Source organism: Pseudomonas sp. LS44 (assembly GCF_024730785.1).
In the GTDB taxonomy this organism is placed as follows: Bacteria; Pseudomonadota; Gammaproteobacteria; order Pseudomonadales; family Pseudomonadaceae; genus Aquipseudomonas.
Map to the genome: position 1 here is coordinate 420,640 of NZ_CP102830.1, position 24,904 is coordinate 445,543.

The following is a 24,904-nucleotide window of genomic DNA, read 5'->3' on the forward strand; positions in this document are numbered from 1 at the left end:
GTGATAGGGCAGGATGAAATTATTTTTACTGGCGGCGAGATCGATCGGTTTTCCCGGCTATAGAAGCGGCCCTCGTGGCTTAACTTCTATCGCGATTGCGAGCTCTCAACCGGCGCTACCTTCACCCACCAGCGAGTATGTCGTTCGATGCGCACCGGCAGGCTCGGTGGCAGTGCGGCGAGGGCCAGTTCGCTGTCGTGCAGCGGGAAACTGCCGCTGATCCGCAGATCGGCGATACGTGGATCGACACCCAGATAGCCATCGCGGTACTCGCTCAATTGGGCGAGCAGCTCGGCCAGGCGCATGTTCTCGGCCACCAACATGCCGCGAGTCCAGGCGTCGGCCGCGAGCGGTGCCGGCTGACTGGCCTCCAGCGTGGCGGCGTGCATCAGCACCTGCTGGCCTTCCGTGACGATGCGCTCGTCCGGCGCCGCGAGTGGGTGCGCGGCCACCGCCGACTGCAGCACGATCAGGCGCGTGCCCTGGGCTTCGCGGCGGACCAGAAAACGCGTGCCCAGCGCGCGCAGGTCGCCTTCCGGGGTGCCGACCACGAACGGACGCACATCGCCGTGGGCGGTTTCCACGAGAATTTCCCCGCTGCGCAAGAACAGCCGGCGCTGGGTCGGATTGAAGTCGATATCCAGCGCGCTGCGACTGTTCAGGCGCACCCGCGTGCGATCCGGCAATTGCACTTCGCGCTGTTCGCCGCTGCCGGTGACGATGTCCGCCAACCAATCGGTCAACGGTCGCTGCTGGTTCAGCAGGCCAAGCGCGAGCGCACTGCCGAGGACCAGGCCGAGCAGTCCGCTGGCCCGCGCGGTGCGTTTTTTGTTTGGCGTGCGCAGCAAGGCGCGCCGTGCCGCCAGGCTGGAGGCCCCGGCGAGCCGATGGTCGAGCCCACCCAGCTGCGCCCAAGCGCGGGCATGCTCGCTGTGCGCGGCGAGCCAGATGCTGAACTCGCCGCGCTCATGCTCGCTGGCCGCGCCCGAGTCGAGACGTAGCTGCCAGTCGATGGCCGCATCGAGCACCTTGGCCGACACCGGCGCATGGTTCATGTCGGTTCTCCGTAGAGCGCGATGTAGCACTGGCGCAGGCCCTGGGCCAGGTATTGGCGCACGCGCGGCACCGACACGCCGAGGCGCTCGGCGATTTCCGCGTGGCCCATGCCGTCGATGCGGTTATGCAGGAAAGCCGCGCAGGCCTTACTGGACAGCTTGCCGAGCAGCCGCTCGATTTCCCGGAGCGATTCGAGAATCAGCGCTTGCTCCTCGACATCCGGGTGCGATTGTTCGGGCAGCAGGGCCAACTCGTCGAGGTAGGCACGTTCCAGCGAGTGGCGACGGAAATGGTCGATCAGCAAGCCGCGCGCGATGGTGGTCAACAGCGCCCGTGGTTCTCGCAGCTGACGCAGATCCGGCTTGTTGAGGATGCGCACGAAGGTGTCCTGGCTAAGGTCTTCCGCCCGATGCGGACAGCTCAGACTCTTGCGCAGCCAGCCGAGCAGCCAATCGCGATGATCGCGATAGAGCAGCCCCGCCAGTTCGTGATTTGAAGATTCCCCAACGGCCACTGCAACCCCAGCCTCTGCAAATGACAAATAACAAAACAACGAGAATTATTCGCATATATTCGCAGAATATGGCGATCTGCCGCAATTGCAGATGGTCGGGCGGAGCACAGAGTACGGAGTTGTTAGGGGCGATGACGTGCGTTGCCGACGGCAGCAGTGTTGCAAAGGTTGCTCCGGCGCCAAGCCAAGCGAGGTGTCGGGCGCGGGGCACTGAACAGAATCAGGGCATTTTTCGGCGCTCAGCAGCGCGTGGGCGCTGGTATGGCGTCGTGTGTCCCCATGAGTAGGTCGCGTGGATGATATGGTTGCTAAGATATGTGGATATCCATATATTCGATAATCCATATGTTTGTGAGGCACTGTTCGCCATGACCCCGCTCGCTCTGTTCAAGTGCCTGTCGGATGAAACCCGGGCGCGTGCGGCCCTGCTGGTTGTCCAGGAGGGCGAGCTTTGCGTCTGCGAACTGGTCTGTGCCCTGGATGACAGCCAGCCGAAGGTATCTCGACACCTTGCCCAACTCCGTGCGTGCGGCCTTCTGCTGGATCGACGCCAAGGGCAATGGGTTTACTACAAGCTCAATCCGGACCTGGCGCCTTGGGTCCATGACGTCCTTATGACGACGCTGGAGGCCAACAGCGAGTGGCTTGAACAGGACCGAGCACGCCTGGGGCAGATGGGCGACCGCCCCGTCCGCGCCGCTGCTTGCTGCTAACTCAGAAGCGCACCGGAGTCGTCATGCTTGTCGCAGTAGCAGTCTTCCTCGTCACTATCATCCTGGTCATCTGGCAGCCCAGGGGCCTTGGCGTCGGCTGGAGCGCATCCTTCGGCGCCATCCTCGCCCTCCTGCTCGGCGTCGTTACCCTGGCCGACATTCCCACCGTGTGGGGCATCGTCTGGAACGCTACGGCGACCTTCATCGCGGTCATCATCATCAGCCTGCTCCTCGATGAAGCCGGGTTCTTCGAGTGGGCCGCACTTCACGTTGCGCGCTGGGCCAAAGGTCGGGGGAGCCGCCTTTTCGCCTTCACCATACTCCTGGGGGCCGCAGTCTCGGCCGTGTTTGCCAACGACGGCGCCGCGCTCATCCTGACCCCAATCGTGGTTTCCATGCTGGTTGCCCTGCGCTTCTCGGCAGCTGCCACTTTGGCCTTTGTCATGGCGGCCGGCTTCATCGCGGATACCGCCAGCTTGCCTCTGGTCGTCTCTAACCTGGTGAATATCGTGTCGGCGGACTACTTCGGACTCGGCTTCAGCGAGTACGCCTCTGTCATGGTCCCGGTCAACCTGGTCAGCGTCGCCGCCACCCTGACCGCCCTTTGGTGGTTCTTCCGGCGCGAGGTCCCGGTGAGCTACGACCTGGAGTTGCTGAAAGACCCGCGCATGGCCATCCGCGACCGGGCTGCTTTCCGCGTAGGTTGGTGTGTTCTGGTCGCGCTGCTACTGGGGCTGTTCGCCTTGGAGCCGCTGGGCATCCCGATCAGCGCCGTAGCTGCCGTCTGCGCCGCCGTCCTGTTTGCTGTCGCTGCTCGGGGGCATGTCATTTCCACTCGGAGGGTGCTGCGCGAGGCGCCCTGGCAAGTGGTCATCTTCTCCCTGGGCATGTACCTCGTCGTCTACGGCCTGAAGAACGAAGGCTTCACCGACTACCTGACGGCTGCCCTAAACCACTTGGCCGGCTATGGCGTATGGGGCGCTGCGCTGGGGACCGGATTCCTAACGGCGGCGCTATCGTCAGTCATGAACAACATGCCTACCGTCCTGGTCGGCGCCCTGTCGATTCAGGCAACGGATGCTACTGGCGTGGTGCGCGAGGCGATGGTCTACGCCAACATCATCGGCTGCGACCTGGGGCCGAAAATTACGCCAATTGGCAGTCTGGCCACGCTTCTTTGGCTACATGTTCTGGAGCGCAAGGGTATCCGCATCACCTGGGGCTACTACTTCAAGGTCGGCGCCATCCTGACCTTGCCCATCCTGTTCATCACCTTGTCCGCCCTGGCCATCCGGTTGGGCTTCTGATGCCACTGCCAATACGGAGGAGCACCCTGTGAAAGTCCTGTTCATGTGTACGGCCAACAGTTGCCGCAGCATCCTGTCCGAAGCCATGTTCAACCATCTGGCTCCGGAGGGGTTCGAGGCTGTCAGCGCCGGCAGCTTCCCCAAAGGCCAGGTCCTGCCACGCACGCTGACGACGCTCCAGGAGGCCGGTATTTCGACCCTGGGTCTGGCCAGCAAGGGCAACGATGCCTTTGAGAGCAGCGTCCCGGACGTCGTCATCACCGTTTGCGACAAGGCCGCTGGGGAAGCCTGCCCGGTGTACTTCGGCCCGGCCCTGAAAGCCCACTGGGGCCTGGAGGACCCGTCCGACGTGAAGGGAGACGCCGCCGCTGTCTCCGCCGCATTTCACGCGACCCTGGCCCACATCGAGACGCGTTGCCGGGCTTTCCTGGCGTTGCCCTTCGACCGACTGAGTCGCGACGAGCTGAAGCACGAGCTCGACCGCATCAGCACCCTGTAGCCTGGAGACGACCATGACCCACGACCTCCCCAATCTGGACGAAACGCTAGTCCAAGGCCGCGAAGCGGAGGCCCACAAACCGCGCATCCTGCTGCTCTATGGCTCGACCCGGCCACGCTCTTTTAGCCGGCTCCTGGTGGAGGAAGCCGCCCGTCTGCTGGAGCGCTTCGGTGCAGAGACGCGCATCTTCAACCCGTCCGGGCTCCCCTTGCCCGATGACGCCCCGGTCGACCATCCCAAGGTGCGCGAGCTGCTGGACCTGATGGTCTGGTCTGAAGGCCAAGTCTGGTGTTCACCCGAGCGACACGGCGCAATGTCGGCCGTCTTCAAGGCGCAGATTGATTGGGTGCCGTTGGCGCTGGGGGCGGTACGCCCGACCCAGGGCAAAACCTTGGCGGTCATGCAGGTGTGTGGCGGGTCGCAGTCCTTCAATGTGGTCAACCAGCTCCGGGTCCTAGGTCGGTGGATGCGGATGTTCACCATCCCCAACCAGTCGTCCGTGCCGAAGGCGTACCTGGAGTTTGACGACCAGGACCGCATGAAGGCGTCGTCCTACTACGACCGTGTGGTGGACGTCATGGAGGAGATGGTCAAGTTCACCCTCCTGCTGCGCGAACGCCCTGACTTGGTCGATCGCTACTCGGAGCGGAAGGAGTCGGCCGAGGAGCTGTCCAAACGGGTCAACCAGCGGTCCATCTGAAGCGCCGGACTGTTCGTCTGCTCCAGGTCGGAAATCCCAAGCCATGCCAGCTGGGCCGCGCATCCTATTGATCCGACCCTTTAATGTCTTGATTTTCAAGGGTGGGTTAGGCCGCAGGCCGTAACCCACCGACTGCGTTGCGCCTTGCCTCGGCGGCCTCGCCTACATTTCTCAACGGCCTGTCAGAACGACGGCGTGCGTTGCCGGCGGCGCCAGTGCTGCAAGCGTTGCTCCAGCGCCACCAGGCTATCGAGGTCGTGGCTGCGGGCGCGATTGAACAGGATCAGGGCGATTTCCGCGGTCAGCAGCGCGTCGGCGCTGGCGTGATGACGCTGGTGGGCGTGCAGGCCGAAATAGCCGGCCCAGTCGTCCAGCCCGGCATTGCGGAGCTGCGCCTGCGGGCACAGCAGTGGTGCCAGTTCGGCGACATCGAAGAAATGCCGCTGCAGGCGCAGGCCGAGCACCTGCTTGAGCGCGCGGCCGAGCATGCGTTGATCGAAGCCCGCGTGAAAGGCCAGCAGCGAGCTGCTGCCGAGAAATTCGAGAAAGCCCAGCAGCGCTTCCGTGGGATCGACCCCGGCGGCTAGCTCGCTTGGCCCCAGACCGTGGATCAGTACGCTGGGGCCGATTTGGGCAGTTGCCTGCAAGGTGCATTCGAACTGCTGGGCAAGGTCGATGGCGCCGTTTTCGATGACCACCGCGCCGACTGCCAGAACCTGATCGCGCCGCATGTTCAGGCCACTGGTTTCCAGATCGAGCACCACCAGACGTTGCGTGCACAGCGGCCGGCTGTCCAGCGGCGGAGCGACGGGCAGCGTGGCCAGCCGCTGTTGCTGGACGGCGCTCAAGAGCGGCCGGCGGCGCTGCAGCCAGGCGAGCATGCTCATAGTTGATAGCGCAGCGCCAGGCTGCTCTGCAGGCGCTGCGCTTGCCGCAACGACTCGCGCAGGATGCGCCGGTCGAGGTGATTGAGGTGGTCGGGGTTCAGCCGATTCGAATACGCCTGCTGCTGGCGCGCCTGGGTCTGGTGCAGCTGCATGCGGGTCTGCTGGATGAAGTGATAGGCCTCCTCGTAGGCGGCGCCGTCCTGGGCATCGATCAACTGGCGCTCGACCAGGGCGCGCAGGCGCTCGAGGGTGCCCGTGGCGGCGATGCCATTGGCCAAGGCGAGCAGCCGCGCGGCATCGACGAAGGGCGTCAGGCCTTGCACCTTGAGATCCAGGGTGCCGGCCTGCTCACCGCCTTTGCGGGCCACCACGAAATCGCGAAAGCGCCCGACCGGCGGGCGCATCCGCAGTGCGTTGGCGGCCATCAGGCGCTGGAAGATCTGGTCTTCGGCGATCTGCGCCATCAGCTCGACGCGCAGTTGCTCGCAGCTCTGTTCGGCGCCCCAGATGGCGCGCAGGTCGAAGAAAATCGTCGAGCCGAGCAGGTTTTCCGGCGTCGCCTCGCGAATGAAGGTACTGAAGCGCCGGCTCCACTCGCTGCGTGACAGGCACATTTCCGGGTTGCCGGCCATGATGCCGCCCTTGCACAGGCTGAAACCGCACTGCGCCAGGGCCTGATTGATGCGCTCGGCGAGCGCCAGCAGGCGACCGCGGATCGCCGCCGCCTCGACCGCGTCGTCGGCGTCGAAGAGGATGCCGTTGTCCTGATCGGTGTGCAGCGTCTGCTCGCGGCGCCCCTCGCTGCCGAAACACAGCCAGGTGAAGGGCACGCCGGGGTCGCCATGCTCGGCCAGCGTCAGCTCGATCACCCGGCAGGTGGTGTGATCGTTGAGCTGGGTGATCAGGCGGGTGATCTGCGTCGAGCTGGCGCCGTGGGCGAGCATGCGCTCGACCAGCAGATGAATGTCGTTGCGCAGCGCCACCAGGGTGTCGAGCTTGCCGGCATGGCGAATGGTGCGGGCCAGATGGACCAGATCGACGCGTTGCAGGGAAAACAGGTCGCGCTCCGAGATCACGCCGGTCAGGCGGCCATTCTCGACCAGGCAGACGTGGGCGATATGCCGTTCGGTCATCGCCATGGCGGCGTCGAACGCGCTGGCCGACGGAGCCATGGCGAAGGGTTGCTGGGTCATGATTTCACCCAGCGGCTGTTCGAGGTCGGCACTGGCTTCGCCGATCACCCGGCGCAGGTCGCGCAAGGTGAAAATGCCCAGCGGCCGCTGCATTTCATCGACGATCACGATGCTGCCCACGTGCATCTCATGCATGTGCCGCACCGCCTCGCGCAACGGGGTGTCTGACCGGCAGCTCACCGGTTGCTGCGTGGCCAGCTCGGCCAGGCGGGTGTCCAGCGAATAGTCGGCGCCGAGAGACTCGACCGCGCGGAGCTGCACCTGCTGGTTGACCTGGTCGAGCAGGCTGCTGACCCCGCGCAGGGAGAAATCACGGAACGGGGTGGACGTCGAGAACAGTCGAGCGAATGGCTCCTTGCCGAGCAACAGGCAAAACGTATCGGCGCCGGCCAGATGCTCGGTGCGAGTGGCACGCTCGCCGAGCAGCGCGGCCAGCGGGAAGCACTCGCCGCTGGTGATCTCGAAAGTGGTTTCCGTGCCGCGCCTGGCCGAATGCGGACGCTCGCCAACCACTCGGCCTTGCTTGACGATATAGAAGTACTGCACCGGCCCATCGGCGGGCCTGATGATGCTTTCGCCCTGGGCGTAGAAACGCAGCTGGCAGTGTTCCAGCAGGTAGGCCAGATGGCTGCTGTCCATCTGGTTGAACGGTGGGAATTTCTGCAGAAACTCCATCAGACCGTGGATGTTCTGCAGCACGGCGGTCTTGCCCGCCTGGGCGAACGCATCGCTGGTGCTCATGCTGAACCATGCGGAAAACGAAGAAGGCCATGGTCATGGCTGGCGGGCGGCTTGCCCATTGGACGTAAGTCTAGGCGCGCTCGCGGAGCCGTTGTCCGCCGAGGAGCAAGGAACGGACACGCGGTGACGAGGAATCGCAGGCAATAAAAAACCCCAAGGAGGCTAAGTTCGCTTGGGGTTTCTCGGTATTAGTGGTGCCAGGGACGGAATCGAACTGTCCCGCCAAAAGCCCGTCGTTGAAAGGTTTCTCTGGGTTCGCTCTTTGCAGAAGCCCCCAAATAAGCCCCCAAAACGAGATGTCCTTTAGTCCGGAGTAGTAATTTTGCCCTAGCAGTCCCGACAAAAGCCAGTAGGTGTCGGCGGCGAACCGGGTAGCCGTTTTTTCCAGTCTTGGGGAAATTCGCCGTTTTTTCTGCGTTCGATTTGAAGAAGGGGTTCGGGGTCCGCTAGATCAAGTGTCGGGAGCTGCAGCGCCTCCCCCCCTCTGGGGTGGGCACGCACCTTGGGGGCAGTTTTCTGAGGTGCTTGCGTTTAAAGCCGTCTTCGCGCCGCGCGAATCACTGCAATCCCGCTCCCGGAAAAAGGCAAACTAGGGCCTTCGCAGACTCTCGGCTCCCGGCGCTGGCGCTATTGACCACTGGATGAATACGGATAGGTGTAGACCGGTCAGACTTCCGCTGCGTGGCTTGCCTCTGTCCACTGCCGATGGACCAGACGATCAACTGCAGATTACACCACTCAAGGAAGATGCATGCCCAAAGGGACCTGTTTAGAAACTGAAGATTTACTAGCAGCGCTCAGGGAGAAAGGTCAATTTGGCTTAGTGCGTTCGCTTCTGACCTTCATGGTGTCCGTTTTCGGCCGAGGCTGTGTAAAAACTCCCGCTGAAATTCGAGGTTGGCGTTGCTACGCAAAATCTTTGGAATTTGACCGAGTTGGGATGCTCAGAATTTGCTAGGAAGCGCCAAAATTGATCGTCAAACGATCAGTGTTCGGCGCTCAAAACGTTTTTACACAGCCTCGGCCAGAAGCGGACGCTGCCTAGCGACCCAAACCGGTTGGTCATGCTGTCCGCAAAATGCCAATGGCGGTTCAAAGTAGGTCTATGGTTTGCCAACGAGGTGTTAGAAAACCCTATAAAGCAGTCGCCTCTCGCCACAGAAAACTACTGAACGTCCTGACGTTGCTCATGCGGCTAGAGGGGCGCACCAACTCTTTCCAGTCCAAACCTCAAGCTCACCGGAAACTACCCAGTGACAGCCCAGCAGACTCACGATAACCACTACGTGCCGGTGTGGTACCAGAAGCGCTTCCTACAGGAGCCTAATGCGCAGATTTATCGCCTTGATCTCACACCCCCGGTTTATCACAAAGGCCCGGCGAGGGCGATTAACAAGAAATTTCCTAAGAGTTTTTTCTATACATCGGATCTCTATACGACGTGGCCGGATGGGCAGCCCAACGATGAAATAGAGCGTCTTCTTTTTGGGGATATCGACAACGAGGGGGCGGTCGCTGTACGACAGATGGCCGAAGGTAAACCGGAGGAGGTGCATAGCGCCTTCGAGTCGTTCTTTGCGTACATCGCCGCACAGAAGATGCGTACGCCCAAAGGGTTAGAGTGGATCAAGCAGCGATATTCGGGGCTCGATCAGAATGGCCTTATGACGGAGATGCAGTACTTACTGCATCTGAACCTGACACTCTGGAGCGAGGGTGTCCGCGAGATCGTCTCAGCCAAAGACTCGGACGTGAAGTTCATCGTGACGGATCATCCAGTCACCCTTTACAACGCGGCCTGTCCTCCTGATTCCCAGGCATGTATTTACCCCAATGAACCTGCTGCGCAGTGGAACGGTACCCAGACTATTTTCGCTCTGGATGCAAACCACTGCCTGATCATCAGTCATCTCGACTACGCAAATCAGAAACCAGGTTTAGACCTACTAGCCGACCGTCAGAATTCCCGGCACCTAGGCCGTACGATCGTCAACACCCTCGCATGGGTTCGCACTAGGTCTCTCTCCCGTGAAGCGGTGGTAGCGGTCAACTACTTGCTGAAATCGCGAGCTCACAGGTATGTGGCGGCCGCAGCGGAGGAATGGCTCTTTCCCGAACAGCAGTATTCGGGGGATTGGGCTGGAGTCGGCGAGGTGTTGCGTCCGCCGAGTGATGAGCTCTGGCACTTTGGAGGGGAGATCTATGTCGGGTACCAAGATGGCTCGACCGATTATCAAGACCCTTATGGACGAACGTCGGGGAGCCATGAGTATCTGAAGAAGGAGTCCAAGTGTTTCTCGATTCAGGATGGGGATGAGTGCGGGTGCGGAAGTGGGCGCACTTTCGAAAAATGCTGCAAAGAGTTGCCTGAGGCGAAGCGACCTAGCTGGTCGGTGGCGAGCATTCGCGAACGTAACCTGATGTTCATTCGGGCGGTGCGCCACATCCTCGGATTGGATAGCAGAAAGGACTGGAACGACATCCGCACCGAGCTGTGTGATGAGCACATTGTTCAGATCTACAAAACGCTGCAAGGCATATGGCCACCGGACACCAATTTTCGGGAGCTCTGGCCGCGGCCTGATCCGCGAACCTTCCGTGCGGTATTCATGGGCTGCATAGATCCACGAACAGTGGTTGCCAGCGTGCTCGCATGGACCAGCTATTTTGACGAAATTATTGTCCTCAACCCTTTTCAGAATCCGGCATGCATCCGTCCGGAGTACAACCCAATCCACAACCCCGGGCAGTACAAGACGCAGACCCTCAAGAACGTATTGCTTCTGATGTTCCTTGAGCCTTTCATCGAAGCGGGGATAGTCCACCTAGTCCCTGACCCGGGCGAGCTCAATTACACCTTTGGTAAGGCTATGCGGTATATGGCGGAGGCAAGGAGTGGCAACCCTGATCTGTGTCGAGATGAGACTGGATTTTTAAGGCGCCTCGCCGATGACGACCTAGATCGGGCGCACGCAAGGCTGCCGCATAAGGCTCTCAGCAACCTCATTCGGAGAAGGCGGCCCGAGCTAGGTGAAGCCGAGGCGGATCAGCTCGCTCACGACATTCAGAAGAGTAGAGCCGATGATCCCTTGGCGTTGTTGCAACCCGTGGAGCAAAGCCAGCTCATGGTGTGCCGCTGTTCGCCCCTAGAGTTTTCTATGTTTATGGCGCAGGTGACGGGTGCGGCAGTCTATACCGACCTTCCAGTATTTTGGCGGCAGCTCAATGCTGCTGCGCAGGCTGGGCCTTCTGCAGCATGCTGGGAACGGTTTACTGCCGCGACCGAGCAGCTGCCCTTCGCACTGCCCGACGATCATCAACAAGCACTTCAATTACGGACAGCGGACACTTTCTTAGATGTCAGAAGGGTGTTTAGGAGCCTGTTGGGCACGCTTATCGCCCCGGAGGGGGATGTTGCGGTACAGGCTGAGCAGTTGGCGCTAGAGGCAGAAGAAGCCTTCGCGGCGGCTCAGGAGCGCTGGAGGACCGAGATTTCACCTGGATTTGCGTTACGGCTCCGGCTGTCGGTTCCTGAAGGGGGGGCTGCGTATGCACCAGCACAGCGCTTGGTACTCACCTATGGGCCAGACAACGCTCTTCAGACCGTACCGATGGCTCTCCTTGTGGACGCGCCCTGAGAACCATTTTCTCTGAGGCATGGCCTACCCGAAGGCTGGCAATGCGGCTTGTGTTTCAGTAGAAATCGGGTGGACGTTGTTGTATTTCGCCCCCAAAGCGACATTCTGTTCGTGCCAGGTAGATGGCATAAATTGGTTCGCCCACGCTGTCCAATCTGCGAACCATGGATATGGTGTCGATTTCGACTTGTGATGCGTGATGTGGTGACTTGCGCACAGGAGGATCAGGTTTGAGACGTCGTTATTCGCCGGGTTCTCATCCAGGTGATGGGCTACCATCTTCACGTCTTCCCGCCACTCTTGGCACACTCGGCAAACCCGATCCCGCTCGATGATCAAATCGCGTGCGGACAGAAACTGCCCGGAGTAAGGCCCGCTAGTTGTGCCGTTTCCGAGTCTCCGCTGAACCGATCGCCAACTATGCCCCGCCCTGAAACAAGGATCTGAGCAATAGAGGCGGCGACTGGTATCTGGCTGGAACGGCTCTTTGCACCACTCGCAGGGTTTTGGCTTCAGTGTCTTCAGACTGGGTTTGCAGGCTTTCGAACAGTAAATCGCATTGGTCGCTCTTGGCCTTTTGCGTGTGTAGCTGAAGGGCAAAACACCCCCGCAAGTCTTGCAGCGGCGCCCTGCAAGACGTATGGCCATTTTTGTGCATTCTTTTGAGCAGTTGAAACGTAGTATTCCGCGTTGAATCGCCTGGACCACCGCATGTTTTTTATAAACCATCGGTTTGCCACACACCGCGCAGGGAAGGTGAATCGCCAGGACACACGAGCGATTGCCCCTTTTCAGCGTGCCCGGCTTCTTCCCGGCCCAGTGTGAGTACTCCTGGATGGCCCGTAGGTTTAATTCTTCCAGGGTTCGTGGAAGTTCAGTGAACACCAGTTTGTCCACCTTCTGCGGCGCAGCGCGCACTTTGGGTTTCGCTGGCCCTCGCTTTAGATTTTTGTACCGAGTGGAGCATGACAGGCTGCAAAACACCTCGCTGTTGCTTTTCTCCACAGCCTTGAAAGCCTTTGCGGGTGGGCGCTTCAGATCCTCGCCGCACTGCAAGCAAGGCAGGCTCAACCACAAAGCCCGTGATCGTGACCCCTGCTTCAAGGTCAACGGCTGTGATCCAGCCCACTCCGGGCACTGAGAAACGATGATCTGGTGTAGCTCGGGCACACTTGCCGGAAGCTGTTCTAATCTCAACCAATCCACTTGCTGCATACTTTTCCTGCACCGCCACAATCGGTGCAGCCAACATTTGGCCACTTCCAAGACCGAAGCTAAAAATTTCGTCGCCAGCGGTCAAGTCCTCGATAGGTACAGTCCAGCGGGCTCTCTCGGCGCTGCGACCCGTGTGTCCGACGGAAAGCAATCACGTTGTTGTAGGGCCAGCAAAATTGCGCTCGTTTGCGGACGGTGCCGCATTCCATTCTGGGTGACTGCGGATCAGCCGGGCGGCGAAGCGCGGGTGCATTCCGCATTGCTCGGCAAGGTCATGGTGATCGATGAACCCGGATTCCAGTAGATAGACCGGCGAGCACTCGAGCAGCGCGGCGACCGTAGGCAGCCAGACATAAGCATTGGGTGACGGCTCCGTACGTCCCGGAATTTTTTGGATATGCGCAGAGTAGGTACCGACAAAACTGACAGAACTAGGTTTAGTCGGTTCTGTCGGTAGGGTGTCCGGACATATTTGGATTTTCTGTAACCATCGGCCCATGAGGAGTTCTCCTCCAAACGAATCGAGCTGAGGGTCGTCCGCCTGTCTCGACCTTTACTTCGTACCGAATAACCAGGTGATGCTCAGCGAGGATGGCTAGCGCGTCGTTTATCGTCGCCGGTGAGTCGAGACCAGCCCATCCTTTGCGCATGACGTCCCGTGGCGTAAACGGCTCAGGGAGTTTTCGCCGGCGCTCCAGAATCAACCGAGCGCCCAATAGCGAAGCGTTGATGGCGGCGCCATACACTCGCCCGGCGTGCGACTTGAGATAATCCGCCCAGCCCAAGGCGCGTGCGGTGGCAACAAGGCCTACAGCCTCCCTGCCTCCTACTATTAGCTCGAACAACAGAGCCAGGCTGACGATGGTCTTGGCCATTTTGATGAAGTGCGCCTGCAGGGCGGGATGCAGTTCGCCTCTGCGGATTTCCTGCATGTGTTCGGTGTACCAAGTATTAAAAAGCTCCTGAGCTTCCTCGGTGAAGTGCAGTGCCAGGCGTGGCTCGTCTGGTAGTTGGTCAAGGTCATGAAAGATCCCTTTTACGTACTCTCTGACGGCGTGGTTCGGCCAGCGGTCCACCAGTTGCCATTCCCTATTGTCATCGGGCCAAACCAAGAGCTGAAAGCGCTGCATCAACCCGTCAGCAAAATCACCAGTAACCGCACCGCGCACTAGCGATGCAATACGAGAAGGCTGGATGCCACCGATTATGGATAAGCAGCATGACGAGATATGCAGCGTCCCACGACCAATCCGGTCATAGGTGTACTCGCCGTTGCCCTCGGAACACTCAAGGTAGAACGCCCGATCTGCCGCCCAGCGTTCGTCCTGCAGGCGCGCCAACCATCCCGACAGTTCATCGCGCGCCAGAAGCAGGCCATTGGGGTTTTGGTTCAGTAACTCCCCCAGCTTCTCGACAGTCGTATCGTTGACAATATGGCGCCGGGGGATTGGAGGCGGAATATCCTCCACGACGGATTCCAGTAGGGACTGGGCGCCCACCTTCTGATTGTTTTCGAGCAGTTTCCTCGCCTTGTCCTTAACGACCTTGCGTTCCAGTTCCAGCAGTTCGCTGCCGGTCTTGTACTCGGTCATGGCTTTGGTGTGCTGCTCCCTTGCTGAAGTTTCCAGGGATTGCAGTGGAAACATTGCCTGGTTGAGTGCAGGCGATTTCATCGTCGCCGGATTTCCTATCACGCATCCCCACGGATTTGGCACTACTGCCCAGTCATCGTGCCGCTTGGGGTGAATGGTGAACTTGCGTCCCACCACACTACCTATCTCGACGACCAAAGCGACGGACACAAAGTCAGGCGGGCATTGGGTGCGTTCGGCAACATCGCGAACAAAACTACTCAATGCATCGGGCAGCAGGTCGTAATCCCAGGTCATTGCCGATGGCAGCCCGACGGGCAGCGGACGTGGCTGGATGTTTGGGTTGAGGTAAGACAACAGGGCGTATTCCGGCATTTCGCCAGTCAGTTCAGGCGGGATACCCATGGCTTCGACCTCAGGCTCCATACCTCGCCGGGCCGCACGGGCGTCGTCCCAATCCCTATATAAGTCCTTCAGGACCTCGTCTGAATCGCCACGTGCTATCGCCTCGCCCAGTTCGCGCTCGCACCTACGCTCGGCTTCAAGGGCGTCCGATATTTCGCTCTCCAGGTGTTCGTGCCGGTCGTTGAGATCAGTCATGGCCGCCTCCGGATTGGAACGAGGCGAACCGTCACTCGTCCCCAGGGGTAGGAGGCTGCGCATTCACGATCAGCTTCCTCTTTGGCCGGGTATGGCCCCAGCAAAATGCATTCGGTTTCCGGATCGACGACGCAGTACCCCACTTTGACTCTTTCCGGTTTCTTTTGGTGGTCCATGTTTGGGGCCTCCAGGGGTGTTTTCGGGCAAGCCAAGGGCGGCCCCGCTGGTAGCGGATCAGGTTGTTATGCGGGGGGTGGCGTCTGTTTTGGTGTGCAGGGACAACGCTGAGCGTATGGCTCAGGCAATTTCATCCCGGCTTGCCCGGATGCACGCTTCTCGCCAGACAAGTACCTCGTCTTCGATCCAGGCAGCAGACTTCGGACCTAGCATGACTTGCTTGGGGAAAGTGCCGGCGGCGATACGCCGATAAATCTCGGAGGTGGAAAGGGTGGTCAGCCATTTCACTTCGGGTAGTTTGATAAACCGATAGCTCTTGAGGGCAGCCTTGACGCGGAGTTCAAACTCTTCGTCAGGCTGCGGAATTTTGGCTTCGTTACGCCGCGTGTGTTCGGCTTTTGCAGCCTCGCGAAGTCCGGATAGGGTGGGGTTTGCCATGTTGTGGGCCTCCAGGGGTGGCGTTGAACATGACTTTCAGTGAAGGTGCTAGTGGCGAGTCTGGCGACGACAATAATTCGGGCTGAATTTTTGTCGTCGTTTTCTCTTTGTGTACTGCCGCCTTTCAATCGGCCCGGACTCTGAAAGTGGCATTGGCGGCTTCGACGACAGCATTAGCGGATTCGATGACGACATTGAATGACGCAGCGGTGGCGTCTCCGGACTTGGCGATGGTATGGAGGGCGAAAAGGGGTTTCGCTATTCGCCCGTATCGCTCAAGGGTACGCTTGCTGTTTTTGCAGTTTGGTAAAACTTCTGCACGGGCTTTTGCGCAGGTTTCCCCTTGCTCCCTTCTGGCCTCGACTTTCAAAGCAGCTTTTAGCCACGGGCTTTGACGTATTTGTGCAAGTGTCCGTCGGGGTCGGCCGACGGGCTTTCGATCTAACTTTGTTCGCGCCACTTCAGCCATGGCCGCCATTGCATCGGGGGAGGGGGGCGTGCCGGCATGGAATGCGTCCAGAAACTCCCGGTAGAGGTTTTGGTTCGACTTGGCCATCGGATTCTCCAGAGCTACACGTGTGGCTGGCTGAACTGAAAATGCGATGACTTGAGAATAGTCGGTACGGTTGAAGAATTACGCCTTGCGCTTGATGCACACCACATTGGCGCCGGCGCACAGGGCGTCAATCGAATCGGCCCAGGCCTGCATCATGTCTTCTCGTTGGGGCAGATAGGTCGCGTGGTTGTAGGTGTCACGGATTTCGTCCTTGTCGCCATGGGCAAGCTGGCGCTCGATCCAGTCGCCGTTGTAGCCGCGCCCGTTCAGTTCGGTGCTCAGCAGATGGCGGAAGCCGTGGCCCGTCTGCCGACCTTCGTAGCCCATCAGGCGCAACGCCTTGTTGATGGTGTTCTCGCTCATGGGCCGATCGGGGTTCTGCTGGCCGGGGAAGACCAGGGCGTATTTCCCGCTGATCTCCTGAAGCTGGCGCAGGATGGCCATAGCCTGGCGAGGCAGGGGCACCACATGGGGACGGCGGGCCTTCATGCGTTCCTTGGGAATCGTCCAGGTATCACAGTTAAGGTCGAACTCATCCCAGCGCGCGGCGCGCAATTCGCCGGGGCGAACGGCTGTCAATATCAGCAGGCGAATGGCGGAATGGGTGAATGTGTGTAGCTTGACGGCCTCCAGTTTCTCCAGCAATTCGGGCAGTTCGGTGAAGGCGATGTGCGGATGGTGGCGGGCAGCCTTGGCCGGTTCTGCCACCACGCTGAGATCGGTGGCCGGGTTGCTCTCCACCACTCCCTTGGCCAGCGCGTAGCGGAATATCTGGTGCAACCATTGGCGAATCTTGCCAGCGGCATTCAACGTGCCGCGTGCTTCTACCTTGCGCACCAGTTCCACCATGTCGGGCCGGGTGATACCGGCGATGGGGCGTGAGCCGATGCCGGGGATAATGTCGTTTTCTAGGTAAAGCTTGGCTTTATAGCGAGTGCTTTCTGCCCAGCGCGGGGCGTTATAGGTATACCACTCCCGTGCCACCGTCTCGAAGGTCAGCGCCTCGGCCTTCTGTGCCTGCTTGGTGGCCTTCCTCTGCTGTCCGGGGTCGATACCCTCGGCCAACAATTGGCGCGCATCGTCGCGGCGCTGGCGGGCCTTCTGAAGCGTTACCGTGGGGTAAGCGCCGAGGGCCAGCTTTTTTTCTTTGCCGGCTACCCGGTATTTAAGCTTCCACAGCTTGGAGCCGTTTGGGTTGACCAGCAGGTAAAGCCCGTGGGCGTCAGTCAGCTTGTGGGGCTTTTCTTGGGGTTTGGCTGCCTTGATGGCGCTGTCAGTCAGGGACATGTCGTTCGCTTCCGCATTGGGGGCCTTTTTGAGACCGAACCAAAGAAGCCCCCATACAGGCCCCCATTTGTTGGGGCTTATGCGGGGTGTCTTGGGAAGCGTAGACAACAAAAAACCGGCTCAGAGGCCGGTTTTTTGGGGCTTTCGGGTGGTTTTGGCACCACCTGAAAACAAAAGATGGTGCCCAGGGACGGAATCGAACCGCCGACACGGGGATTTTCAATCCCCTGCTCTACCGACTGAGCTACCTGGGCAACGGGGCGCTATTAGACGGATTTGACCTTTGCCTGTCAAGCGCGAGTTGGAAAAATATTTAGCGATAACGGGCGCTTACGTTTGTCGGCTTATTCGCTGGGCGGAACATAGCCATCGGCTTGGGCGTATTCCTCGCCGGAGAGGAACTTGTCCATTTCGCCCTGGAGGAATTTGCGGTCCTCGGCATTCATCATGTTCAGGCGGCGTTCGTTGATCAGCAGGGTCTGGTGTTTCTGCCATTCGTCCCAGGCTTGCTTGGAGACATTGTTGAAGATGTCTTCACCCTTTGCGCCCGGATAGGGCGGGCGGTCGAGGGCGGGCAATTGTTGTTTGTGCTTGCGGCACATCACGGTGCGGGTCATGGCGATCTCCTGCGATTATGGCGCGCTTGAGCGGATTCGCGGCTCAAGCGGTGTCGGTGTGCAATTCGGTTTCCGCGCGTTTCAGCAGCTTCTTCACCGGAGCGGCGAGGCCCAGGCGCGGCGGGGAGGCGAGGTTATACCAGAGCCAGTCGGCCTCGGCCACGCCGCTGCCGTGCGCGTCGACCTCGATCAACCAGGGCTCGATGGCCAGCTGGAAGTGGCTGAACGTGTGGGTCAGACCGGGTAGCTGGCGGCGCTGGCCAAGGGTCAGACCGTGGCGGGCGGCGAGATCGTCCAGCTCGTCGCTGGCGAGCAGTTCCGGCAGGCTCCACAGCCCACCCCAGAGGCCGCTGGGCGGGCGGCGATAGAGCAGGATGGCGCCATCGCGGTTGGCCAGTAGCGGCATCAGCGCGCGTTTCTGCGGCAGCGCCTTGCGCGGTTTGGCGACCGGATAAGCGGTTTCCCGGCCGAGGAAGTGCGCGCGGCAGCCCGTCTGCAATGGACACAGCAGGCAGCTCGGTTTGCTGCGGGTGCAGAGTGTGGCGCCCAGATCCATCATCGCCTGGGTGTAGTGGTTGACCCGCGCGTGCGGGGTGAAGCGCTCGGCGACTTCCCACAGTTGCTTGGCCACCTTGGGTTCGCCGGGGTAGCCGTCCTGCGCGCTGTAGCGGGCCAGCACGCGCTTGACGTTGCCATCCAGAATCGGCGCGCGCAGGCCCATGCTCAGGCTGGCGATGGCTCCGGCGGTGGAGCGACCGATTCCGGGCAGCTCGGCCAGCGCATCGACGTTGTGGGGGAATTCGCCGGCGTGCTCGGCGACCACGATCTGCGCGGTCTTGTGCAGATTGCGGGCGCGGCTGTAGTAGCCGAGGCCGGTCCATAGGTGCAGCACTTCATCTTCCGGCGCGGCAGCCAGGGCGGCGACGCTCGGCAGGGCGTCCATGAAACGATCGAAGTAGCCGAGCACGGTACTGACCTGAGTCTGCTGCAGCATGATCTCCGAGACCCACACCCGGTACGGGTTGATGCCCAGTTGCCAGGGCAGATCCTTGCGTCCGTGGCAGTCATACCAATCGAGCACGGCGCTGGAGAAATGCTCGGGGCTCATCGCTTGAACAGGCCCTTGAGGGCGTCTTTGAGTTCCGGACTGACCTTGTCGCCAAGCTTCTCTTCGAGCTTTTCATTGAGTTTGTCGCCGGCCAGTTTGGCGGCCACCTTGCCCATCCCGTCGCGGTCCAGGCGGCAGGCTTTGGCGCCCAGTTCCAGCGGGCCGCGGCAGCGCAGCGGCCATTCGAGGCCGACGTAGCGCTGGTTGACCTGGCAGGCCGGGTCGGGCATCTCGCTCTTGTCGCCTTCGATGACGACGCCGACCCGGTAGTCCATGCCGAGGACGCGCAGGTCGAGGTCGCCGTTGCCCTTGAGGCTCAGGCCGGGGATGCGCGCGCGCAGATCGGGGTTGCTGGCTACGCCGTTGTGGAAGTTGAGATTGCCCTTGAGTTCCTGGAACGGTGTGTCCCGACCGCGCGGCGCGCTGGACAGGGTTTTCCGATTGAGCGTGGCGATGCCCTGGCATAGCTGCTGCTCGAGGTTGGCGTTGACCAGCACGCCGTCGCTGAGGGTGAAGCTGGCGGTGCCATTCAGGCTATCGATCCAGGCCTTTTGGCTGTTGCCGCTGGCGGTGATATCGGTGACCAGATCCAGGCGGCCGGTGAGCGGGCTTTTCTGCCCCTGGCTCTCGACGAGTTTTTCCACCGGTACCTGGCTGATGCGTTTCTTGGCGGTCAGCAGTGGTGTTGGCTGGCGCACATCGAGGCTGGCCTGGGCGTTGAAGTTGCCGTTGTAGAGCTCGCCGCGCAGGTCTTGCAGGGTCAGCAGACCGTCCTTGCTGGTCAGTTTGAGGCTGGCGTTGTCGATCGGCAGCTTGTCGAGGGTCAGTTGGCCGAGCGCCATATCCAGCTCCACGTCCAGCGTGCGCAGGCGCTCCACCGGCACTATCGGGGCTCCGCTCCAGGCCTGCTGGGTCGGCGCTTTGGGCAGCTCGTCGCTGCCGCTGCTGGTGGCTTCGGCAATCGTGCCTTTGACTTCGCTCCGGCGGCTGGCAGTGGCGGCGTCGGCACCCTCCGCGACTCGAGCCGGCAGGTAGCGATCGAGATCCAGACGATCGCCCTTGAGCTGAACGCGCAGCGCGCGCTTGGCGAGGTCGGCGACGGCGATGCGGCCGCTGAAGCTGCTGTCATCGAATTTCAGGTTGAGTTCTTCGAGCGCCACGCTGGTCGGGCTGCCGCCCAGGCGCGTGACCAATTCGACTTTGCTCAGCGTCGTTGGGTCGGCCATGGCCGGCAGCGACTGGCCGATGCCGTCGAGAAATTCGCGCAGGTTGAACTGGGCGATGGACAGGCCGCCGGTGAGTTTCGGGGTTTTGTTCAGCTCGCGCACATTCAGTTCGCCGAGCGCGCGCAGTTGGTTGACCGACAGTTTCAGGCCGCTCCACTCGGCAATCTGTGCCGCCTGGTCGAGGAGCAACTGGCCTTGGACGGAGAAGGTCGCGGTCTTGCCCTGCAAGGGTTCGCCCGAGGCCTCGCCGGACAGTTTCATGTCTTCCAGCTGATAGCGCTTGAGCGCGCGATCGAAACGCAGTGCGCCCTGCAGCTCGGTTTTGGCGCGCATCAGCGGCTGATTGGTGCCCAGGAAGGCGGTCAGCTTGATCGGAATATCGGCCCCTTCATGAATCGCGCCGGTGGTCAGTTGAATGCTTTCGGCACTGAATTGCTTGCCACTCTTGGCGTCGTGGTAATCGATGCGCGCGTTGTTGACGATCAGGCTGTCGATATCCAGTTTCATCGGTTGCGCAGATTTTTCCTCGTCCGTCTCGCTGCTAGCGGGCGTGGCTGGCGCCGACTCGGCTGCATCGGCTGGGGCGCTGGCGGGTTTGGCCGGGCGGCCGATGTCCTGCCAGTTGCCGTGGCCTTGTTCGTCGCGGCTCAGGGTCAGGTTCAGGCCCTCGACGCGGATATCGCTCATCTGCACTTCCTTGCGCAGCAGCGGCAGGACGCGCACCGACAAGCCCAGCAGGTTGAGGTCGGCGAACGGCTTATCCGGCGTGGCGGCGCTGGCCAGGCTGGCCTGATGCAGCTCCAGGCCGAGCCAGGGGAACAGGCTCCAGCCGATATCGCCATTGAGGGTCAGTTCCAGGTTGGCCTTTTCCCGCGCCAGCTGGCGGATTTCGTCCTTGTAGTCGTTCGGGTCGAACAGGTGGGTGAGGGCGAAGCCCAGCGCCACCACGATCAGCAGCAGTCCGAGAAAGACCAGGCCGAGAATTTTGCCGAGCGATTTCATCGACGAGTCCTTGTGGGCAAATAACAGGGGATGGCGAAGTATACAGAGTGGTGCAAATTCGCTGCCGCGCCAGGCATGTAGCGGCTTGGACGGAGCAGAGCCGCGGCTGGTTCCCGAGTCGGGTGTTACAGCGGCTCGAGCGGCAGATGACAGCGCGCCGCCAGCGCTTGGCACTCCAGATGCTCGACGGGCGCCGCCAGATGCAGCGGTCGACCGGCTTCGCGGGCGATGCGCTGGGCTTCATCGAGCAGCCGGCGGCCGACCCCGCGTTTGCGGGTCAGGGTGCGCACGCACAGGTGCGACAGCCGCCAATGCACGCTGCCGCTTTCCAGCAGGGCGGCGCCGAGCAGGCGATCGTTGAAGCGTCCGCTCAGCAACGTGCCGGCGGCCAGTCCCGCGGCGATCAACGCCTGCGCATCGGTATACGGGGCGAGCAGCCAAGCCGGCGCGTCGGCATAAATCTTCGCCAGATCGAGGCGATCCTGCTCCGAGGGCTGGCTGATGCGTTCGACGATCACGGGCATGGCAGGGCTCCGGCGGGCGCTAAAGGGGTGGGGCCGACGAGTGTAAACCGCGTGCGACCGCCGTCGGTAGCCGCGTGCGGCCGCGACCGCCTATAATGCCCGCCTTTTCCGTGAGCACTTGTGGAGCTGGTGATGGCCGAACGTACGGCGTCCGTCGAACGCAACACCCTGGAAACCCAGATCAAGGTTTCGATCAATCTGGATGGCACTGGCAAGGCGCGCTTTGATATCGGCGTGCCGTTTCTCGAGCACATGCTCGACCAGATCGCCCGTCATGGCCTGATCGACCTCGACATCGAGTGCAAGGGCGATCTGCATATCGACGACCACCACACTGTCGAAGATGTCGGTATCACCCTCGGCCAGGCCTTCACCAAGGCCATCGGCGACAAGAAGGGCATGACCCGTTACGGCCACTCCTATGTGCCGCTCGACGAGGCGCTGTCGCGCGTGGTGATCGATTTCTCCGGTCGCCCGGGCCTGCAGATGCATGTGCCGTTCACCCGTGCGGTGGTTGGCGGCTTCGACGTCGACCTGTTCCAGGAATTCTTCCAGGGTTTCGTCAACCACGCCTTGGTCAGCCTGCACATCGACAACCTGCGTGGGCACAACACCCACCACCAGATCGAGACGGTATTCAAGGCCTTCGGCCGCGCACTGCGCATGGCTGTCGAGCTGGACCCGCGCATGGCCGGGCAGATGCCGTCGACCAAGGGCTGCCTCTGATGCAGACGGTGGCCGTCATCGACTATGGCATGGGTAATCTGCACTCGGTGGCCAAGGCGTTGGAACACGTCGGCGCCGGCCGGGTGCAGATCACCAGCGATGCCGATGTGATTCGCGAGGCCGACCGCGTGGTGTTTCCCGGGGTCGGCGCGATCCGCGACTGCATGGCCGAGATTCGTCGTCTGGGCTTCGACAGCCTGGTCCGCGAGGTCAGCCAGGACCGTCCGTTCCTCGGCATCTGCGTCGGCATGCAGGCATTGCTTGAGCGCAGCGAAGAGAACGACGGGGTCGACTGTATCGGTCTGTTCCCGGGTCAGGTGCGCTTCTTCGGCAAGGGCATGGTCGAAGATGGCGAAGCGCTGAAGGTCCCGCACATGGGCTGGAACGAAGTCGCGCAGAGCCTCGATCACCCGCTCTGGCACAATATTCCGGACCTGGCGCGCTTCTACTTCGTGCACAGCTATTACATCGAAGCCGGTAATCCACAGCAGGTCGCCGGCCGTGGCCACTACGGCAAGGATTTCGCCGCCGCACTGGCCGAGGGTTCGCGCTTCGCCGTGCAGTTCCACCCGGAAAAGAGCCATACCCACGGCCTGCAATTGCTGCAGAACTTCGCCGCCTGGGATGGTCGCTGGTGAGCCGCGCCAAGAAGCCGCCGATCCTGGCGCTGGACGCCGCCCAGGAGCGGGACGCGCTGAACACTCTCAAACGCTTCCTCGAGGAGCGCTTCGAGCTACAGCTGGGCTCCTTCGAGGTGCAGGAAGTGCTCGACCTGTTCACCCGCGAACTGGCACCGCATTTTTATAACAAGGCGATTGCCGATGTGCAGGCGCACCTGACCGACAGGTTCCAGAGCATCGAAAGCGACTTGTGGGCGCTCGAGAAGAGTTGACCCGTCCTAACCGAACTCAAGACTCAAGCAGGTTTCCGCGATGCTGATTATCCCCGCTATCGATCTCAAGGACGGCGCCTGCGTGCGTCTGCGCCAGGGCCGCATGGACGATTCCACGGTGTTCTCCGATGACCCGGTGAGCATGGCCGCCAAGTGGGTGGACGGCGGTTGCCGGCGCCTGCACCTGGTCGACCTGAACGGCGCCTTCGAGGGTCAGCCGGTCAACGGTGAAGTGGTCACCGCCATCGCCAAGCGCTACCCGCAGCTGCCGATCCAGATCGGCGGCGGCATCCGCTCGCTGGAAACCATCGAGCACTACGTCAAGGCCGGGGTCAGCTACGTGATCATCGGCACCAAGGCGGTCAAACAGCCGGAGTTCGTGGCCGAGGCGTGCAAGGCCTTCCCCGGCAAGGTGATTGTCGGTCTGGATGCCAAAGACGGTTTCGTCGCCACCGACGGCTGGGCGGAAATCAGCACGGTGCAGGTCATCGACCTGGCCAAGCGTTTCGAGGCTGACGGCGTTTCCGCGATCGTCTACACCGACATCGCCAAGGACGGCATGATGCAGGGCTGCAACGTGCCTTTCACCGCCGCGCTGGCCAATGCCACGAAGATCCCGGTGATCGCCTCCGGCGGCATCCACAATCTTGGCGACATCCAGGCCCTGCTGGACGCCAAGGCCCCGGGCATCATCGGCGCGATCACCGGCCGAGCGATCTATGAAGGCACCCTGGATGTGGCCGAAGCGCAGGCGCTGTGCGATAGCTTCGCGAAGTAACCGGTAGGGCGTACTCGCCGCAGGCAGTACGCCGTCGCCCATCGGCGGACTGTCGCTGCGCGCCGAGTCCGTCCTACGAGAGCACTGAATATGGCACTGGCAAAACGCATCATCCCCTGCCTCGACGTCGATAACGGTCGCGTGGTCAAGGGCGTCCAATTCGAGAACATCCGCGATGCCGGCGATCCGGTGGAAATCGCCCGTCGCTACGATGAGCAGGGTGCCGACGAGATCACCTTCCTCGACATCACCGCCAGCGTCGACGGCCGCGACACCACGTTGCACACCGTCGAGCGCATGGCCAGTCAGGTGTTCATTCCGCTCACCGTGGGTGGCGGCGTGCGCACCGTGCAGGACATTCGCAACCTGCTGAACGCCGGCGCCGACAAGGTGTCGATCAACACCGCGGCGGTGTTCACCCCGGAGTTTGTCGGTGAAGCGGCCGATCGGTTCGGCTCGCAGTGCATCGTCGTCGCCATCGACGCGAAGATGGTTTCCAAGCCCGGCGAGACGCCGCGCTGGGAAATTTTCACTCACGGCGGACGCAAGCCTACCGGGCTGGATGCGGTGCTCTGGGCGAAGAAGATGGAAGATCTTGGCGCTGGCGAAATCCTCCTGACCAGCATGGATCAGGACGGCGTGAAGCGCGGCTACGACCTCGGTGTCACCCGCGCGATTAGCGAAGCCGTGGGCATTCCGGTGATCGCTTCCGGCGGTGTCGGCAACCTCGAACACCTGGCCGCCGGCATCCTCGAAGGCAAGGCCGCCGCAGTGCTGGCGGCGAGCATCTTTCACTTCGGCGAGTACACCGTGCCGGAGGCCAAGGCCTATCTGGCCAGTCGCGGGATCGTGGTGCGTTAAGAGCCTGCTCGATCTGCTCCCCTCTCCCATTTATGGGAGAGGGGCTGGGGGAGAGGG

General features: G+C 61.4%; 23 protein-coding genes and 1 tRNA gene. 10 read left to right on the plus strand and 14 right to left on the minus strand.

Going from position 1 to position 24,904, the window contains the following annotated elements; all coding sequences use genetic code 11:
* Nucleotides 1-86 precede the first annotated feature (86 nt).
* Together NVV93_RS01910 and NVV93_RS01915 are read right to left on the minus strand one after the other, a co-directional pair.
* Nucleotides 87-1,055: a FecR family protein gene (locus NVV93_RS01910; protein WP_258252777.1), complete on the minus strand. Its 969-nt coding sequence runs from the start codon at nucleotides 1,053-1,055 to the stop codon at nucleotides 87-89.
* A complete protein-coding gene (locus NVV93_RS01915; RefSeq protein ID WP_258252778.1) occupies nucleotides 1,052-1,570 on the minus strand; it encodes an RNA polymerase sigma factor in 519 nt (172 codons plus the stop codon). Before NVV93_RS01915 ends, NVV93_RS01910 begins: the two co-directional genes overlap by 4 nt.
* A gap of 368 nt (nucleotides 1,571-1,938) precedes the next feature.
* Between NVV93_RS01915 and NVV93_RS01920 the strand changes: the two genes are divergently transcribed.
* Genes NVV93_RS01920 through arsH form a run of 4 tightly spaced genes read left to right on the plus strand, consistent with a single transcriptional unit; the run spans nucleotide 1,939 to nucleotide 4,789 of the window.
* Nucleotides 1,939-2,283 carry a metalloregulator ArsR/SmtB family transcription factor gene (locus tag NVV93_RS01920; RefSeq protein WP_258252779.1) on the plus strand — a complete coding sequence of 115 codons (345 nt, stop codon included), beginning with the start codon at nucleotides 1,939-1,941 and terminating at the stop codon, nucleotides 2,281-2,283.
* Nucleotides 2,284-2,306: 23 nt separating this feature from the next.
* Nucleotides 2,307-3,590 (plus strand): arsenic transporter, encoded by a 1,284-nt coding sequence (locus NVV93_RS01925; RefSeq protein WP_258252780.1) that lies wholly within the window; start codon nucleotides 2,307-2,309, stop codon nucleotides 3,588-3,590.
* Between the two features lie 28 nt (nucleotides 3,591-3,618).
* Nucleotides 3,619-4,089 carry an arsenate reductase ArsC gene (locus tag NVV93_RS01930; protein ID WP_258252781.1) on the plus strand — a complete coding sequence of 157 codons (471 nt, stop codon included), beginning with the start codon at nucleotides 3,619-3,621 and terminating at the stop codon, nucleotides 4,087-4,089.
* Nucleotides 4,090-4,102: 13 nt separating this feature from the next.
* Nucleotides 4,103-4,789 (plus strand): arsenical resistance protein ArsH, encoded by a 687-nt coding sequence (arsH, locus tag NVV93_RS01935; RefSeq protein WP_258252782.1) that lies wholly within the window; start codon nucleotides 4,103-4,105, stop codon nucleotides 4,787-4,789.
* Between the two features lie 182 nt (nucleotides 4,790-4,971).
* On the opposite strand, the gene NVV93_RS01940 is transcribed toward arsH, so the two are convergent.
* Both NVV93_RS01940 and NVV93_RS01945 read right to left on the minus strand, forming a co-directional pair.
* Complete coding sequence (locus NVV93_RS01940; protein ID WP_258252783.1) at nucleotides 4,972-5,676, minus strand: PolC-type DNA polymerase III; 705 nt, start codon at nucleotides 5,674-5,676, stop codon at nucleotides 4,972-4,974.
* The gene (locus NVV93_RS01945) at nucleotides 5,673-7,610 is read right to left on the minus strand and encodes a DUF294 nucleotidyltransferase-like domain-containing protein (RefSeq protein WP_258252784.1); all 1,938 of its coding nucleotides are present in this window, start codon (nucleotides 7,608-7,610) and stop codon (nucleotides 5,673-5,675) included. Before NVV93_RS01945 ends, NVV93_RS01940 begins: the two co-directional genes overlap by 4 nt.
* Nucleotides 7,611-8,863: 1,253 nt before the next feature.
* Between NVV93_RS01945 and NVV93_RS01950 the strand changes: the two genes are divergently transcribed.
* Nucleotides 8,864-11,248, plus strand: coding sequence for a DUF4238 domain-containing protein (locus NVV93_RS01950; protein WP_258252785.1), 2,385 nt, complete (start codon nucleotides 8,864-8,866; stop codon nucleotides 11,246-11,248).
* 874 nt (nucleotides 11,249-12,122) lie between these two features.
* Here the strand turns inward: NVV93_RS01950 and NVV93_RS01955 are convergent.
* From NVV93_RS01955 to NVV93_RS02000, 10 genes are all read right to left on the minus strand, one after another.
* Nucleotides 12,123-12,548 (minus strand): Hint domain-containing protein, encoded by a 426-nt coding sequence (locus tag NVV93_RS01955; RefSeq protein ID WP_258252786.1) that lies wholly within the window; start codon nucleotides 12,546-12,548, stop codon nucleotides 12,123-12,125.
* A gap of 352 nt (nucleotides 12,549-12,900) precedes the next feature.
* A complete protein-coding gene (locus NVV93_RS01960) occupies nucleotides 12,901-14,655 on the minus strand; it encodes a YfjI family protein (RefSeq protein ID WP_258252787.1) in 1,755 nt (584 codons plus the stop codon).
* Nucleotides 14,656-14,952: 297 nt separating this feature from the next.
* The gene (locus NVV93_RS01965; RefSeq protein ID WP_258254263.1) at nucleotides 14,953-15,198 is read right to left on the minus strand and encodes an AlpA family transcriptional regulator; all 246 of its coding nucleotides are present in this window, start codon (nucleotides 15,196-15,198) and stop codon (nucleotides 14,953-14,955) included.
* A gap of 196 nt (nucleotides 15,199-15,394) precedes the next feature.
* Nucleotides 15,395-15,826, minus strand: a complete 432-nt coding sequence (locus NVV93_RS01970; RefSeq protein WP_258252788.1) for a hypothetical protein — start codon at nucleotides 15,824-15,826, stop codon at nucleotides 15,395-15,397.
* A gap of 78 nt (nucleotides 15,827-15,904) precedes the next feature.
* Nucleotides 15,905-17,113 carry an integrase arm-type DNA-binding domain-containing protein gene (locus NVV93_RS01975; protein WP_258252789.1) on the minus strand — a complete coding sequence of 403 codons (1,209 nt, stop codon included), beginning with the start codon at nucleotides 17,111-17,113 and terminating at the stop codon, nucleotides 15,905-15,907.
* A 178-nt stretch (nucleotides 17,114-17,291) separates the two neighbouring features.
* Nucleotides 17,292-17,367, minus strand: a tRNA-Phe gene (locus NVV93_RS01980).
* Between the two features lie 90 nt (nucleotides 17,368-17,457).
* A complete protein-coding gene (locus NVV93_RS01985) occupies nucleotides 17,458-17,730 on the minus strand; it encodes an oxidative damage protection protein (RefSeq protein ID WP_258252790.1) in 273 nt (90 codons plus the stop codon).
* A 43-nt stretch (nucleotides 17,731-17,773) separates the two neighbouring features.
* Nucleotides 17,774-18,838 (minus strand): A/G-specific adenine glycosylase, encoded by a 1,065-nt coding sequence (gene mutY / locus NVV93_RS01990; protein ID WP_258252791.1) that lies wholly within the window; start codon nucleotides 18,836-18,838, stop codon nucleotides 17,774-17,776.
* Nucleotides 18,835-21,066 (minus strand): AsmA family protein, encoded by a 2,232-nt coding sequence (locus NVV93_RS01995; protein ID WP_258252792.1) that lies wholly within the window; start codon nucleotides 21,064-21,066, stop codon nucleotides 18,835-18,837. Before NVV93_RS01995 ends, mutY begins: the two co-directional genes overlap by 4 nt.
* A gap of 125 nt (nucleotides 21,067-21,191) precedes the next feature.
* On the minus strand, nucleotides 21,192-21,590 hold the full coding sequence (locus NVV93_RS02000) for a PanM family protein (protein ID WP_258252793.1): 399 nt from the start codon (nucleotides 21,588-21,590) through the stop codon (nucleotides 21,192-21,194).
* A 132-nt stretch (nucleotides 21,591-21,722) separates the two neighbouring features.
* On the opposite strand from NVV93_RS02000, the gene hisB reads away from it, so the two are divergent.
* The 5 genes from hisB to hisF all read left to right on the plus strand — a co-directional run bounded on the left by hisB (nucleotide 21,723) and on the right by hisF (nucleotide 24,847).
* On the plus strand, nucleotides 21,723-22,316 hold the full coding sequence (gene hisB / locus NVV93_RS02005; protein WP_258252794.1) for an imidazoleglycerol-phosphate dehydratase HisB: 594 nt from the start codon (nucleotides 21,723-21,725) through the stop codon (nucleotides 22,314-22,316).
* Entirely contained in the window at nucleotides 22,316-22,954 is a 639-nt protein-coding gene (hisH, locus tag NVV93_RS02010) for an imidazole glycerol phosphate synthase subunit HisH (protein WP_258252795.1), read from the plus strand. The genes hisB and hisH overlap by 1 nt, the downstream gene beginning before the upstream one ends.
* Nucleotides 22,951-23,208 carry a DUF2164 domain-containing protein gene (locus NVV93_RS02015; protein ID WP_258252796.1) on the plus strand — a complete coding sequence of 86 codons (258 nt, stop codon included), beginning with the start codon at nucleotides 22,951-22,953 and terminating at the stop codon, nucleotides 23,206-23,208. Before hisH ends, NVV93_RS02015 begins: the two co-directional genes overlap by 4 nt.
* Nucleotides 23,209-23,248: 40 nt before the next feature.
* Complete coding sequence (hisA, locus tag NVV93_RS02020) at nucleotides 23,249-23,986, plus strand: 1-(5-phosphoribosyl)-5-[(5-phosphoribosylamino)methylideneamino]imidazole-4-carboxamide isomerase (RefSeq protein WP_258252797.1); 738 nt, start codon at nucleotides 23,249-23,251, stop codon at nucleotides 23,984-23,986.
* A gap of 90 nt (nucleotides 23,987-24,076) precedes the next feature.
* Nucleotides 24,077-24,847, plus strand: a complete 771-nt coding sequence (hisF, locus tag NVV93_RS02025) for an imidazole glycerol phosphate synthase subunit HisF (RefSeq protein WP_258252798.1) — start codon at nucleotides 24,077-24,079, stop codon at nucleotides 24,845-24,847.
* Nucleotides 24,848-24,904 lie beyond the last annotated feature (57 nt).

What these genes read in the sequence shown, in the direction of transcription:
- NVV93_RS01975 (WP_258252789.1), bottom strand. Translation starts at nt 17,113, where the DNA reads ATGTCCCTGACTGACAGCGCCATCAAGGCAGCCAAACCCCAAGAAAAG.
- NVV93_RS01960 (WP_258252787.1), bottom strand. Translation starts at nt 14,655, where the DNA reads ATGACTGATCTCAACGACCGGCACGAACACCTGGAGAGCGAAATATCG.
- hisF (WP_258252798.1), top strand. Translation starts at nt 24,077, where the DNA reads ATGGCACTGGCAAAACGCATCATCCCCTGCCTCGACGTCGATAACGGT.
- NVV93_RS01925 (WP_258252780.1), top strand. Translation starts at nt 2,307, where the DNA reads ATGCTTGTCGCAGTAGCAGTCTTCCTCGTCACTATCATCCTGGTCATC.
- hisB (WP_258252794.1), top strand. Translation starts at nt 21,723, where the DNA reads ATGGCCGAACGTACGGCGTCCGTCGAACGCAACACCCTGGAAACCCAG.
- NVV93_RS01940 (WP_258252783.1), bottom strand. Translation starts at nt 5,676, where the DNA reads ATGAGCATGCTCGCCTGGCTGCAGCGCCGCCGGCCGCTCTTGAGCGCC.
- NVV93_RS01910 (WP_258252777.1), bottom strand. Translation starts at nt 1,055, where the DNA reads ATGAACCATGCGCCGGTGTCGGCCAAGGTGCTCGATGCGGCCATCGAC.
- NVV93_RS02000 (WP_258252793.1), bottom strand. Translation starts at nt 21,590, where the DNA reads ATGCCCGTGATCGTCGAACGCATCAGCCAGCCCTCGGAGCAGGATCGC.
- NVV93_RS01920 (WP_258252779.1), top strand. Translation starts at nt 1,939, where the DNA reads ATGACCCCGCTCGCTCTGTTCAAGTGCCTGTCGGATGAAACCCGGGCG.
- mutY (WP_258252791.1), bottom strand. Translation starts at nt 18,838, where the DNA reads ATGAGCCCCGAGCATTTCTCCAGCGCCGTGCTCGATTGGTATGACTGC.
- NVV93_RS01985 (WP_258252790.1), bottom strand. Translation starts at nt 17,730, where the DNA reads ATGACCCGCACCGTGATGTGCCGCAAGCACAAACAACAATTGCCCGCC.
- arsH (WP_258252782.1), top strand. Translation starts at nt 4,103, where the DNA reads ATGACCCACGACCTCCCCAATCTGGACGAAACGCTAGTCCAAGGCCGC.
- hisA (WP_258252797.1), top strand. Translation starts at nt 23,249, where the DNA reads ATGCTGATTATCCCCGCTATCGATCTCAAGGACGGCGCCTGCGTGCGT.
- NVV93_RS01995 (WP_258252792.1), bottom strand. Translation starts at nt 21,066, where the DNA reads ATGAAATCGCTCGGCAAAATTCTCGGCCTGGTCTTTCTCGGACTGCTG.
- NVV93_RS01945 (WP_258252784.1), bottom strand. Translation starts at nt 7,610, where the DNA reads ATGAGCACCAGCGATGCGTTCGCCCAGGCGGGCAAGACCGCCGTGCTG.
- hisH (WP_258252795.1), top strand. Translation starts at nt 22,316, where the DNA reads ATGCAGACGGTGGCCGTCATCGACTATGGCATGGGTAATCTGCACTCG.
- NVV93_RS01970 (WP_258252788.1), bottom strand. Translation starts at nt 15,826, where the DNA reads ATGGCCAAGTCGAACCAAAACCTCTACCGGGAGTTTCTGGACGCATTC.